The organism is Luteimonas sp. MC1750, from assembly GCF_016615955.1.
Taxonomy (GTDB): domain Bacteria; phylum Pseudomonadota; class Gammaproteobacteria; order Xanthomonadales; family Xanthomonadaceae; genus Luteimonas.
On the sequence record NZ_CP067113.1, the window covers coordinates 1887446 to 1899791 of the forward strand.

The 12346-nt window shown below is 71.6% G+C and carries 14 protein-coding genes; 8 read left to right on the plus strand and 6 right to left on the minus strand.

Going from position 1 to position 12346, the window contains the following annotated elements; genetic code table 11:
* Positions 1 to 37: 37 nt before the first annotated feature.
* On the minus strand, positions 38 to 250 hold the full coding sequence (locus JGR68_RS08780; protein ID WP_199361822.1) for a hypothetical protein: 213 nt from the start codon (positions 248 to 250) through the stop codon (positions 38 to 40).
* Positions 251 to 372: 122 nt separating this feature from the next.
* The gene (locus JGR68_RS08785) at positions 373 to 1503 is read right to left on the minus strand and encodes a serine hydrolase (RefSeq protein ID WP_199361821.1); all 1131 of its coding nucleotides are present in this window, start codon (positions 1501 to 1503) and stop codon (positions 373 to 375) included.
* 213 nt (positions 1504 to 1716) lie between these two features.
* Here JGR68_RS08785 and JGR68_RS08790 point away from each other — a divergent pair, with 213 nt between their 5' ends.
* From JGR68_RS08790 to JGR68_RS08800, 3 genes are read left to right on the plus strand one after another with little or no spacing between them, the layout of a single operon-like run.
* Positions 1717 to 2574, plus strand: coding sequence for an N-formylglutamate amidohydrolase (locus JGR68_RS08790; protein WP_199361820.1), 858 nt, complete (start codon positions 1717 to 1719; stop codon positions 2572 to 2574).
* Positions 2571 to 3797, plus strand: coding sequence for a tyrosine/phenylalanine carboxypeptidase domain-containing protein (locus JGR68_RS08795; RefSeq protein WP_199361819.1), 1227 nt, complete (start codon positions 2571 to 2573; stop codon positions 3795 to 3797). Before JGR68_RS08790 ends, JGR68_RS08795 begins: the two co-directional genes overlap by 4 nt.
* Positions 3794 to 4855, plus strand: a complete 1062-nt coding sequence (locus JGR68_RS08800; RefSeq protein WP_199361818.1) for a hypothetical protein — start codon at positions 3794 to 3796, stop codon at positions 4853 to 4855. The genes JGR68_RS08795 and JGR68_RS08800 overlap by 4 nt, the downstream gene beginning before the upstream one ends.
* A gap of 20 nt (positions 4856 to 4875) precedes the next feature.
* On the opposite strand, the gene JGR68_RS08805 is transcribed toward JGR68_RS08800, so the two are convergent.
* The gene (locus JGR68_RS08805) at positions 4876 to 6495 is read right to left on the minus strand and encodes an amidohydrolase family protein (RefSeq protein WP_200672687.1); all 1620 of its coding nucleotides are present in this window, start codon (positions 6493 to 6495) and stop codon (positions 4876 to 4878) included.
* A gap of 137 nt (positions 6496 to 6632) precedes the next feature.
* On the opposite strand from JGR68_RS08805, the gene JGR68_RS08810 reads away from it, so the two are divergent.
* Positions 6633 to 6899, plus strand: a complete 267-nt coding sequence (locus JGR68_RS08810; protein WP_199361816.1) for a hypothetical protein — start codon at positions 6633 to 6635, stop codon at positions 6897 to 6899.
* A gap of 52 nt (positions 6900 to 6951) precedes the next feature.
* On the opposite strand, the gene JGR68_RS08815 is transcribed toward JGR68_RS08810, so the two are convergent.
* Positions 6952 to 7509: a DUF3228 family protein gene (locus JGR68_RS08815; RefSeq protein WP_199361815.1), complete on the minus strand. Its 558-nt coding sequence runs from the start codon at positions 7507 to 7509 to the stop codon at positions 6952 to 6954.
* Positions 7510 to 7610: 101 nt separating this feature from the next.
* Between JGR68_RS08815 and JGR68_RS08820 the strand changes: the two genes are divergently transcribed.
* Both JGR68_RS08820 and JGR68_RS08825 read left to right on the plus strand, forming a co-directional pair.
* Positions 7611 to 8006: an MbcA/ParS/Xre antitoxin family protein gene (locus JGR68_RS08820; RefSeq protein WP_199361814.1), complete on the plus strand. Its 396-nt coding sequence runs from the start codon at positions 7611 to 7613 to the stop codon at positions 8004 to 8006.
* Positions 8003 to 8707, plus strand: coding sequence for an RES family NAD+ phosphorylase (locus tag JGR68_RS08825; RefSeq protein ID WP_199361813.1), 705 nt, complete (start codon positions 8003 to 8005; stop codon positions 8705 to 8707). Before JGR68_RS08820 ends, JGR68_RS08825 begins: the two co-directional genes overlap by 4 nt.
* A gap of 7 nt (positions 8708 to 8714) precedes the next feature.
* Here the strand turns inward: JGR68_RS08825 and JGR68_RS08830 are convergent, their stop codons facing one another.
* Both JGR68_RS08830 and JGR68_RS08835 read right to left on the minus strand, forming a co-directional pair.
* Positions 8715 to 9320, minus strand: a complete 606-nt coding sequence (locus tag JGR68_RS08830) for a YbhB/YbcL family Raf kinase inhibitor-like protein (protein WP_199361812.1) — start codon at positions 9318 to 9320, stop codon at positions 8715 to 8717.
* A gap of 43 nt (positions 9321 to 9363) precedes the next feature.
* The gene (locus JGR68_RS08835) at positions 9364 to 10404 is read right to left on the minus strand and encodes an LD-carboxypeptidase (RefSeq protein ID WP_199361811.1); all 1041 of its coding nucleotides are present in this window, start codon (positions 10402 to 10404) and stop codon (positions 9364 to 9366) included.
* 120 nt (positions 10405 to 10524) lie between these two features.
* Here JGR68_RS08835 and JGR68_RS08840 point away from each other — a divergent pair, with 120 nt between their 5' ends.
* On the plus strand, positions 10525 to 11007 hold the full coding sequence (locus JGR68_RS08840; RefSeq protein ID WP_199361810.1) for a lipocalin family protein: 483 nt from the start codon (positions 10525 to 10527) through the stop codon (positions 11005 to 11007).
* Between the two features lie 115 nt (positions 11008 to 11122).
* Positions 11123 to 12286, plus strand: a complete 1164-nt coding sequence (locus JGR68_RS08845) for a DUF3667 domain-containing protein (RefSeq protein WP_199361809.1) — start codon at positions 11123 to 11125, stop codon at positions 12284 to 12286.
* Positions 12287 to 12346 lie beyond the last annotated feature (60 nt).

Here is a 12346-nt window from a genome sequence, read left to right on the forward strand (position 1 = left end):
ACTGGCGGTCGTCAGCGGACGGCGGCGAGGACGGCGGCTAGTACGCCTTCACGATGTGGTTGGTCGCGAACTGTCCGTCGGTCAGCCCGGTGAGCTTCTTGATGGACGCGTAGTCCTTGGACAGCATCGCTTTCTGCTCCTCGTCGGTGAGGCCGGAGCGCCGCACCACCGAGTCAGGATCCTTCTCGTACTCCGCGGCGAGCGCGGCATCGCTCGCGAGCTTCCTCATCAGGTCGAGCAGCGTCAGCATCGTGGTGTCCCCTTAGATGTTCGAACGTCCATGGTCTGGCCGGGACCCCTTTCCCCCCCGGCTCCGCAGGATCGAACGACATTAGCACAGGCAGGCGGCCGTCCGGCAGCCGCCAGGCCGCTTCACGGGCTGCAGCCGACCGCCTCGATGATCGCTCCTGCCAGCGCGTGCAGCGCGTCGCGATGGCCGCTGCGCGCCGACGCGACGCCATCGTCCGACGTCATCGCCAGCACCAGGTCCAGCGACGGAACGACGTAGAGCATCTGCCCGCCATAGCCCCAGGCGTAGCGCACCGGCTCACCGGCGATATTGCGCAGGAACCAACCGTAACCGTAGCCGTCGCCGGTGAAGCGCGAGCGGGTCCGCGGCTGCCACGATGCATCGATCCACGCCTGCGACAGCAGGCGACGCCCGTCGCGCGACACGCCGCCGCTGCGGTAGAGCTCGCCGAAGGCCAGCAGGGAGCGCGTGTCCATCGCCATGTTGTTGCCGCCGAAGTGGATGCCCTGCGGGTCGCGGTCCCAGGACGCGATGACGAAGCCGGCCTGCGGGCCCAGCCATTCGCGCGCGAGCTCGCGGACCGGCCGCCCGCTGGCACGCGCCAGGATCGCCGACAGCAGGTGGGTCGATCCGGTCGAGTACAGCATCCCGCCGCCGGGCTCGTCGACGAAGGGGCGCGCGAGCGCATCGCGCACCCAGTTGTCGCTGCTCACCCAGCGGCCGTAATACGGTCCCGACGTGCGCTCCAGTCCGGCCTGCATCGACAGCAGGTGTCCGATGGTCACGCGTGCCAGCCGGGGGTCGGGATCCCGGGGGAGATCCGACTTGAGCAGCGGCGCGATGGGCTGGTCGACGCCGTCGAGCAGTCCCTTGTCGATCGCGATGCCGACCAGCGCGGACATCACCGTCTTCGACGCCGACTTGATGTTGGCCGGCGTGTCCGGACGCGCGCCGTCGTAGCCGCGCTCGGCAAGGACGACGCCGCTGCGGGCGACGACGACCGCGCGCAGCGACGCGATCGCATCGGCGTCCTCCAGCAGGGCTTCGACCGTCGTGGACAGGTCCCGGGCGTCGGGACCGGTGGAGCAGCGCCGCACCTCCAGCGCAGCGGCTGGCATCTGCGTCGACTGCGTCGCGTGCGTCCGCGGAGCCTGCGACAGCGCGCTCTCCGGCGTCCTGCCACACGCGAGCTGCGCAAACGCCGCCAGCACGACCATCGCGATCAGGCGCCTGGACCTGGCACGGCCGGCCATCGTGCGCGGAGCCCTGGGACGGGCGGACGTGATGCGGGTAGAGGTTTCGCGGGCGGACGTCGCGTGCATGGGCATCGTGCGTGTCGGCATCAGCGGAGCTTCGCAGCGTTCGCGTGTCCACAACGTCGGCGGGTGGGGCGCTCCACACCGCGCACGCCACGCGCCGCCCATGGTCACGGCATGATCATTGCCGGGCTGCCAGCATCGCCGCCCATGGCTTTGCGAGACGTCACGGCCGCACGCGGTCGCTATTTCACCGGCAGCGAGCTGCCGATTCCCTCCGACGCGGCGCGCGAATGGAACATCGCGGTGGCCGATGGACCGGTCGTCGCCACGGCGATCCACGACGGGCACCACATCCGTCCGGCGCTGCGGTCGCTGCTGGCCCTGTCCGACGCGGCACGCTTCCGCGAGGAGGACCCGCTGACCGGCGTGCTGACCGAGGTCGGCGACGTGCGCATCCAGGTCCCGTCCTCGCGCTTCGAACTCGACCACAACCGCCCGCGCAAGGGCGCGGTCTATGCCCGGCCGGAGGACTGCTGGGGGCTGGAGGTCTGGCGCAGGCCGTTGCCGGAGGCCGAGATCGCGCGCTCGCTCGCGGGCTGGGACCGCTTCCGCTCGATGTTCGCCGAACTGCTGGACCGGCTGCTGGAGCGCTGGGAGGCGGTGCTGCTGGTCGACATCCACAGCTACAACCACCGCCGCGACGGTCCCGATGGCGAGGCCGCGCCGCAGGACGGCAATCCCGACATCGAGCTGGGCCTGACGACCGCCGACCCGGAGCGCTGGGGCGATGTCGCCAGGCGCTTCACCTCGGCGCTGCAGGCGACGCCCATCGGCGGCCGCGTGCCCGACGTGCGCGCCAACGTGCGCTTCCCGACCGGCGGCGATTTCCCGGAGTGGGTGTACTCGCGCTGGGGCGGACGGGTGTGCACGATCTCGCCCGAGTACAAGAAGATCTTCATGGACGAGCACAGCGGCCAGGTCGACATCGCCGCACTCTATGCCCTGCGCGACGGGCTGCGGGTGGCGGTGGACGCGGTCCGCGGCGACTTCAGGGCCAGGTCGTGAGCGCGCGCCCCGCAACAGCCGCGTCGCCGCGGCCGCTGCCACCCGTGGCGGCCGAGGTCGACGCCGCGCTCATCGAGCTGGATGCCGGGCTGGACTGGCTGATCGCGCTCACGCCGCTCGGCACCGACGCACTCTGGGACGATTTCGAGGCGTCGGGGCGGACCCGCGTCGCGCCGCTGCGCTACGCCGATCCGCCGGCCGGGCTCGAGGTGATGCGCGAGCGCCTGCTGGCGCTGCCGATCGGGGACATCGAATCACCCCTGCTGGCCGGCGTGCTCGGCGAGAAGCAGCGCGAACTCGCACGCATGATCGAACTGGTCCGGCTACGCGGCACCGACGGCTTCGTGGGCGCGAGCATCGATCTCTTCGGCGGCGTCGAGGCGGGCCTGCTGGCTGTCGCCCGCGAGATCCTCGCCGGCGTCGGTGACGGCGAGCCGCTGGAAGCCGACACCGGCGTGGATGCCGTGGTCGCCGCAATCGAGGACGAAGTCGCCTGGTACCGCGAACGTGCGCCGGGCTTCAGCCTGGACGTGGTGGTGGACGCGGACATCGGTTCGCTGATGATGGTCTCGCACGGCCGCCTGTACCTGGACGCCCGCCTGCGGCTGCCGCGCGCGCGGCTGCAGCCCCTCGTGCAGCACGAGGTCGGCACCCACGTGCTGACCCGCCACAACGGCCTGCAGCAGCCGCTGCGACAGCTCTCCGTGGGCCTTGCCCACTACGACCCGCTGCAGGAAGGCCTGGGCGTACTGGCCGAATTCCTTGCCGGCTACCTCCCGGGCGAACGGCTGCGCGTCCTGGCCGCGCGCGTGGTGGCCGCCGACATGGCGATCCACGGCGAGGACATCCCGGCCATCTTCGCCTGCCTGCATGACACCCACGCGTTCTCCACCGCCGACGCCTTCGACATCGCGGTGCGCGCCTGCCGCGGCGGCGGACTGACCAAGGACGCGGTCTACCTGCGCGGCCTGCGCGACCTGCTGGAGCACCTGCGCGCGGGCGGCAGCTTCGAGCTGCTGTTCGCGGGCAAGTTCGCGCTCGACCACCTCGTGGTCCTCGAACAGCTGGCCGATGCCGGCTGGGTGGTCGCGCCGGCGCTCCTGCCCCGCTACGCCTCGGCCGAGGGCTTCGAGCAGTCGCTGGAGCGCTGTCGCGGCACCGCCCTCGAGGCACTGCACCACGCCCATCCCCCTTCCCTTCCCATGCAGGATCCCACGCCATGAGCGACCGTCCACTGCGCCTCGGGTTCGTCGTCAACGACGTCGCCACCGAGCAGGACAACTACACCACCATCCGCCTTGCACGCACCGCGGCCAACCAGGGACACAGCGTGGCGCTGATCGGACTGGCGGACTTCATCTACGACGCCAACGGCAGCGTCTGCGCCATGGCGCACCTGCCGTCGGGCAGCGCCTACGCCGACGACCAGGCGCTGCTGGACGAGATCCAGGGCGACGAGGCCGCCACCCAGCGCATCAGCGTGGAAGAGCTGGACGTGCTGATGCTGCGCAGCGACCCGGCCGAGGAACTGGTCGACCGTCCCTGGGCGTCGAACAGCGCGCTGCTGTTCGCCCAGCTGGTGACCCGGCGCGGCGTGATCGTGCTCAACGACCCCTTCCATCTCACCAACGCTTCGAACAAGACCTATTTCCAGCATTTCCCCGAGGAAGTGCGCCCGGTCACCTGCATCAGCCGCGACCCCGACGAGCTGCGCGCCTTCATCGCCACCCACGGCGGCCGCGGCGTGATCAAGCCGCTGCAGGGCTCCGGCGGACACGGCGTGTTCGTGGTCAAGGATGGCGAGGCCGCCAACCTCAACCAGATGATCGAGGCGGTGACCCGCGACGGCTATGCCATCGCCCAGGAATACCTGCCCAAGGCCGCCGACGGCGACCTGCGCCTGCTGACGCTCAACGGCCGCCCGCTGCAGGTCGACGGCCGCTACGCCTGCTTCCGCCGCTACAACGACAGCGGCGACGCGCGCAGCAACATCAGCGCCGGCGGCAAGATCGAGCTCGCCGAACCGGATGCCGACGCGCTGCGGCTGGCCGAGGCGGTGGCGCCCAAGCTGATCCGCGACGGCATGTACCTCGCCGGCCTCGACATCGTCGGCGACAAGCTGATGGAGGTGAACGTCGACACGCCCGGCGGCATCAACATGGCCGAGGAGCTGACCGGCGTCGACTTCAGCAGCCACATCATCGCGGACTTCGCGCGCAAGGTGCGGCTGCGCGAGCAGTACCACGGCATCCTGTCGAACGTGGAGCTGGCGGTGATGTAAAGCGCGTCGCGCGCGGCGCCTCAGGCACCCGCGACCTGGTGGCCCCTGCGCAGCAGCCGGCCGGCACGCACGCCGGCCGTGCCGGCCCCGAAGGCGGGCCGGCCGTTCACCAGCACCAGGTCGAAGCCTTCGGCCAGCGCCGTGGGATCGATGTAATCGGCACGGGCCTGCACGCGGCCCGGATCGAACAGGACCAGATCGGCTTTCGCGCCGATGCGCACCAGCCCGCGGTCGCGCAGTCCCAGGATCGACGCCGGCAGCGAGGTGGCCTTGCGCACCGCTTCCTCCAGCGGCACCCGCGCATCCGCCGCGGCGAACTCCCCGATCCACTTCGCGAACGTGCCGGCGCCCCGCGGATGGCTGCCGCCGGGCGAGCCGTCGCTGGCGATGGCGACGAAGGGCTCGAGCAGCAGCCGGTCCTGCAGCGCGCGGTCCATGACGAAATGTGCCGCCTGGCCGCCGCCGGGGCCGAGCTCGACCAGCACCTCGACGAACGGACGACCTTCGGCCTCCGCGACCTGGTCCAGGCGGCGTCCGGCGTGCGGGCCGGTGCCGAAGAGGAGTGCGCCGGGGCCATTGCGCTTCGCCATCCGCGCCTGCAGGTGCGCGCGCAGCGCGTCGCCGCGGGCCGCGACGACCGCCGCATAGTCGTTCGGCGGCAGCGCCCATTCCGGGAACAGGATGGCGATGCCGGTGTAGCTGGCCTCGTACGGGTAGGCGTCGGCGGTGGGGCTATTGCCCCGGCCGCGCAGTCCCTGCAGGAAGGCCAGCAGCTCCACGGCGGCGGCTTCGCCCTGGCCATAGACCATCTTCAGGTGCGAGACGTGCGCGCGTGCCGGGCCCGCCGCCTCCACCAGTTCGCGGATCGACGCGCGCACGTCGTCGGCGTCCTCGGAGCGCATATGGCTCATCGCCACGCCGTCGAAGCGCGCGACCACCGGCCCCAGCGCCGCCAGTTCGCGCATCTCCGCATAGCGGCCGGGCACGTATTCGAGCCCCGTCGACAGGCCGAAGGCGCCGGCACGCAGGTCGGCCTCGAGCACCGCCTGCAGCCGTTCGAGCTCCGCGTCCGAGGGCCTGCGCGTCCCGTCGTCGATCCCGGCCCGGCGGCGCAGCGCGCCGTGGCCCGACAGGGTGGCGATATTGATGTCGGGCGTGGCGGCGGCGACCGCGCCCATCCACGCGGGCAGGCTGCCGGCCTCCCGCCCTGCGCCGGCCAGCGCGGGGCTGCCGCCGTCCTGGCCCAGCACCACCGTGGTCACGCCCATCGCCAGGAAGGGCGTGAACGCGGACTCGAGCGGATCGCCGTGGGTGTGCAGGTCGATGAAGCCCGGCGCGAGCACGCGGCCGCCGCCCTCGACCACGCGCAGCCCGTGCGCACCGCGCGCCGGGATCTGTCCGATGCCGGCGATCGCGTCACCGCGTACCAGCACGTCGGTGGCGCGTGCCGGCGCGCCGCTGCCGTCGACCAGGCGCACGTCGCGCAGCAGCAGGCCCGCATCGCCCGCATCGCCTGCCCCGGCCACCCCGACTGTCCCGGCTGCCGGCCGCCGCGCGCGGGCGCGTGGAAGGGCCGCGCTGGCGGCGGCCGCGGCCAGCGTTGCCAGCACCTGCCGCCTGGACCACGTCGCCTCGTGCATCGCGCTTCCCCGCTGTGATGGACGCTGCAGGGTAGCCGAGCCCGCGCGCCGCGGTCACACGGGCGCGCCCGCTTCATGCACGCACGCGCAGGCTCGGGATCCACGTGGCGCCGCCACTGATCCGCCGGAGATTCCCGATGAACGCCCGCTTCCCGCTGTCCCTGCTGGCTGCCGCCTGCCTGCTGCTCGCGCTCGGCGCCTGCGACCGCCGCGTGACCGATGCGCCCGACGAATCGCGCGCAGCCGACACCGAGATCCAGCCGGCCGGTACGGCCGGCGACGCCTCGCGTCCGGCCGACAGCGCCAACCCCGATGCGCGCTGCGCCGGCCTGCAGGAGCAGGCGCTGCGCGACTGCATGGAAGGCGTCGACAGCGCCCGTGAAGCCAGCGACCTGCGCCAGTAGCCATCGGGGGCACTCGCTCCCCCGCTTGGGCGCTACGTGCCAATGGGGCTGGTCAGCCGCGCCAGTTGGCGTGCGCGTCCCAGAACGCGACGGCGCGGCGGTAGGCATCGCGGTCGATCGGCACGCCCGAGCCGCCCTCCTCCACGCCCAGCGCGTTGCGCATCATGGTGATCGGGGCCATCGGCGTTTCCACCGGCTCGGCGGTGTACATGCAGCCGACCACGCCCCAGTCGGCATCGATCGGCGTGCCTTCCTTCGCCATCTGCTCGCGGCTGTAGAGGATCACCACCAGGTAGTCGGCGACCGGCGGCTCGAGGCCTTCGAACCAGCGCACCAGCACCGGCAGCTCCTCGCGGGTGCGCGCCTCGTAGGCCGAACGCAGCAGGTGGCGGTTGGCGTCGGTGACCGGAACCGCGAGGCACCGCGTCGAGGTCCAGTTGCGGTGCACGTGCAGCCGGCAGAACGGCGCGTAACCCTCGAGCACCTGCAGCGGCGCGACGTCGTTGAGATGGCGTTCGAACTGCGCAGGGGTGCAGTCCTGGATGGTGTTGCGCCGTGGTTCGCGCGGAAACAGCCGCGCGCGGGCGAAATCGGTGAGGACGATGGACATGGGCGTGGATGCTAAACCGTGGCCAGCGGTTCCCCGGCACCGGGAGTCCCCGGAGCACCATTCGCCTTGACTTTGGTCCCGATCGGGACTAGATTCGAGCCATGAAAGCCGCCGTCGCACTGCCTGCCTGCGCCCCGCGCCGGGACCTGACCGGACCGGCGCTGCGCGCCTTCTTCAACATCACCCGCCGCTGGGAGCTCACCGCCGACCAGGAGCGCGTGCTCCTCGGTAACCCGGGGCGTTCGACGTTCTTCCGCTGGAAGCGCGATCTCGACGGTGCGCTGTCGCAGGACACGCTGGAGCGGATCAGCTACCTGCTGGGCATCTGGAAGGCGCTGCAGATCCTGTTCCCCGAGCCGAGCCAGGCCGACGCCTGGGTCAGGCGGGCCAACGACGCCCCGCTCTTCGGCGGCCAGAGCGCGCTCGAGCGCATGCTCGCCGGGCAGGTTGCCGACCTCTACAGCGTGCGCCGGTACCTCGACGCACAGCGCGGATGAGCGCGCCGCGCGGCATCGGCCGCGCCCGCGTGGCATGGCGCCCGAGCTACCGGATCGTGCCCAGCCGCTTCCCGCCCGTGGGCCTGTTCGACCGCATCGCGTCGCCGGCCGACCTCGATGCGCTGTTCGAGATCGAGGGCCTGACCAACCCGCGCCTGCGCCAGGAGCTCGGCGACCTCTCCATGGTGCCGCGCGGGCGCCGCATCAGCGGGCCCGGCACCACCCCGGTGATGGCCGCCTTCCTGCACGCCAACCCGGACGGTTCGCGCTTCTCGGACGGCAGCTGGGGCGTGTACTACGCGGCACGCGAGCGCGATACCGCCATCGCCGAAACCATCCATCACCGCCAGGCGTTCCTGCGCCACACCGGCGAACCACCCTGCGTGCTGCAGATGCGCTGCTACCTGGCCGACGTCACCGGGCGGCTGCACGACATCCGCGGCGGATGGCCCGCGCTGCACGATCCCGATGCGTACGCGGCGAGCCAGGCCGCGGCGCGCACGCTGCGCGAGGCCGGCAGCGACGGCATCGTCTACGACAGCGCGCGGCGCGACGGCGGCCAGTGCGTGGCGGTGTTCTACCCCGACCTGGTCTCGCCCGCGCGCCAGGGTCCGCACCTGCACTACCACTGGGACGGTGCGCGCATCTCCCACTACTCGGTCATCGAGGAAGTCACCGCGGTCGCGGCGCCCCGGGGCTGAGCCCGCGTCAGCCGCCCGGCGCGGCGTAGGTGCCCACCAGCTTCGCCTTGGCCAGGACATGGCCGCGCATGGCGTCCACCAGGGCGGCGCGGTCGGCGTCGTCGGCAAGCTCCAGCGTCGCATCGAGCGCGAAGAGCTGCAGCTGGTAATGGTGCAGGCCGCTGCCCTCCGGCGGCCTTGGCCCGAAGTAGCCCACGGTGCCGCGGTCGTTCAGGCCCTGGCGCATGCCGGCCGGATCGGCCAGGCGCGCGTCGGCGGCCAGCCCTTCGGGCAGCGCGGTGGCGCCGGCCGGGATGTTCCATGCCACCCAGTGGACATAAGGCTCGGGACGGTCGGCGTCGGGGTCTTCCATCAGCAGCGCATACGACACCGCGCCGTCGACCGGCACCCATGACAGCGGCAGCGAGACGTCATCGGCGTAGGCGCTGTGGCGCGCCGGAATCGGCTGCCCGTCTGCAAACGCCGGCGAGCCCAGCGTCGCGGCGGCGGTTCCGCTGGCCTGGGTCGCGGGGCTGTCGAACGCGATGGTGCCTACGCCGCCGCAGCCGCCGACGGCCAGCAGCAGTGAGACGAGCGCCAGCATGGGCAGGCGGCGCGGACAGGTGATCGCCATGGCGGATCCTTCGGGCGCGGGACCTCAGGCTAGCGCGGCCGGCTCAGTCCTGGAAGACCGGCCCCAGCAGCCGGAAGCTCCCGTCGTCGGCATCCATCTCGACCTGCCCGCCCACCGGCACGATGAACTGTTCGCGGATGTGCCCGATCATCGCGCCGCGGTAGGCCGGGATGCCCAGCGGGCGGATGTAGTCGTCCAGGATCTCGTCGAGCGTCAGCGACCCGTAGCCGTCTCCCGGATCGCAGTCGGTGCACTCGCCGAAGATGAAGCCGGCCAGTCCGTCCAGCGCGCCCATCAGCCGGAGCGTGCTGAACATCCGGTCGATCCGGTACGGCGCTTCGGACACGTCCTCGAGGAACAGCACCTTGCCGCGGAAGTCCGGCAGGTAGGGCGATCCGGCCAGCGCCGTCAGCACCGCCAGGTTGCCGCCCACCAGCTGGCCCTGCGCGCGGCCACCGGTGATGGTCAGCGTGCGGTTGCGGCGTGGCACCAGTTCGTCGCCCGCCTCCACCCGGTTGCGGTAGTGCATCAGCTCGCGCTGGAAGAACAGGCGGCGGAACTGGTCGGCATTGAAGGCGTTCCAGCTGCCGGTGCCATTGGGTCCGTGGAAGGTCACCAGTCCGGTGCGCGCATGGATGCCGCTGTGCAGCGCGGAGATGTCGGAATAGCCCAGCAGCACCTTGGGGTTGGCGCGGATCGCGTCGTAGTCGAGCAGGGGCAGCAGGCGCGCGGCGCCCGAGCCGCCGCGCACGGCGACGACCGCGCGCACCTCGGGGTCGGCGAACGCGGCATTGATGTCGCCGGCGCGCGCGGCGTCGCTGCCGGCCAGGTGGCCGCGGCGCGACGCGTGGTGCGCCCCGGTCTTCACCCGGAAGCCGAGCGCCTCCATGACGTCCCGCGAAAGCTGCAGGTTGAGGCGGTCATCGGTGGCCGACGACGGACTGACCAGGGCGACGGTGTCGCCTTCGCGCAGCGCGCGTGGCAGCAGCCGCTCCTGCCCCGCCGCCATGGCGCCACGGCCGCCGGCGAGCGGCAGCAGCAGGCCGGCAAGCGCCATGTGGCCGATGAAAGCGCGTCTGTGCATGTCCGGTCCTGGTTCCCGATCCGCCGAGTGTACGTGCAGCGGACGGTCGCCCCGCTGGACAACGTGTTCACTCTGGCGGACCTAAGCTGCCAGCCCACGTTCGAACACGAAGGACCACCCATGAGCACGCACCCCGGACTCGCCACCGTTCCCAAGGTCGACATCGAGCGCTACATGGGCACGTGGTACGAGATCGCGCGGCTGCCGATGCGCCACGAGCCGGAGGATGCGACCGACATCACCGCGACCTACTCGCTCAAGGCGGATGGCAAGGTCGAGGTCTGCAACCGCATGCGCCGTGGCGGCGAGGTCGACGAGGCGCTGGGGGAGGCCACGGCGCTCGACGACAGTGCAAGCCGCCTGGAGGTGAGCTTCCTGCCCGAAGGCCTGCGCTGGATCCCCTTCACCAAGGGCGACTACTGGATCATCGGCCTCGAGCCGGACTACAGCGTGGCCCTGGTCGGCAGCCCGGACCGCAAGTACCTGTGGCTGCTTGCGCGCACGCCGCGGATCGAACCTGCCACCCGCGAGCACTACCTCGCCATCGCCCGCGCGCAGGGCTTCGACCTGACGCCGCTGATCGATACGCCGCAGAGCGCCTGACCCTCGCGGGACGGCACCCTCGCCGGACCCCAAGGCGCACCCGACGCTGGCGCGCGGGTGCGCCCACCGCTATCGTTACGCCCCGCCCAGATCACGGCCCCGGGGACGAGCGAACGTGAGCAAGCAGGCAGCCGGTGCGGTCGCGGATGACGTGCCCGCCCAGTGCGAGAACTGCGCGGCCACCCTGCATGGCGTCTTCTGCCATGCCTGCGGCCAGTCGGTGCACAACCCCATCCGGCATCTCGGCCACGCCGTCGAGGAGTTCTTCGAAGCGTTCTGGCACCTCGACGGCCGCCTCTTCCGCACCCTGCGCGACCTCTGGTCGCCCGGCAAGGTGGCGATCAACTACCTGGCCGGCCACCGCGCGCGCTATATCGCGCCGCTGCGGCTGTTCGTGGTGCTGAGCGTGCTGACCTTCTTCATCGGCGCGGTGGTCATCCACGTCGAGGACGGTGGCGTGGACCCCGACGCGGTGGCAGACATCGCCAATGCGCGGACGCCCGCCGAGGTGGAGCGCGTACGCGACGCGCTGGTCGCCGGCATCGAGCAGGCGCGCGTCGATGCGGGAGAGACGCCGGGCGTCGACCCGGCGCTGGTGATGGCCGAGGTGCGCGTCCAGAGCGCCGCCGCGAACCGCATCCGCGAGCTGGAAGGCAAGCCCGCCGCCGCTCCGGTCGATGACGCGCTTCCGCCATCGGTGCGCCCCGCGCGTCTGCAGCTCAACATCCTCGGTCACCGGGGCGAGTGGCACCCGCAGGACAACCCCTTCATCGTCGGCTGGTGGCCCGGCTTCGCCAACGACTGGCTCAATCGCAAGCTGGGCAACCTCGAGAAGAACATGCAGTCGCTGGGGGCGGGCACCGCCGACAGCTGGCTGAAGGCGATGATGGCCTCGGCGCCATCGGCGCTGTTCCTGCTGGTGCCGGTGTTCGCCGTGCTGCTGCGCATCGCCTACCTTTTCAGCGGCCGGGTCTACCTCGAGCACCTGGTGGTGGCGCTGTACAGCCACGTCTTCCTGCTGATCATGCTGACGCTGGCGTTCGTGCTGGCGGCCGCCAACAGCTGGGTCTCGTCGACCCTGGGAAGCTTCGCCCTCGGCGCCTGCTTCGCGGCGGTGATGGCCTGGATGCCGATCTACCTGCTGCTGATGCAGAAGCGCGTGTACCGGCAGGCGTGGTGGCTGACCCTGCTCAAGTACCTGGTGGTCGGCTACGTCTATTTCATGATGCTGCTGGTGGCCACGCTGCTGGTCTTCCTGGCGCGGCTGACCGCCGCCTGATCACCTTCGCGCACGGTCGTGCAGCGGAGCGGCGCACCCGGTTCGGGGTGCGCCGCCTGG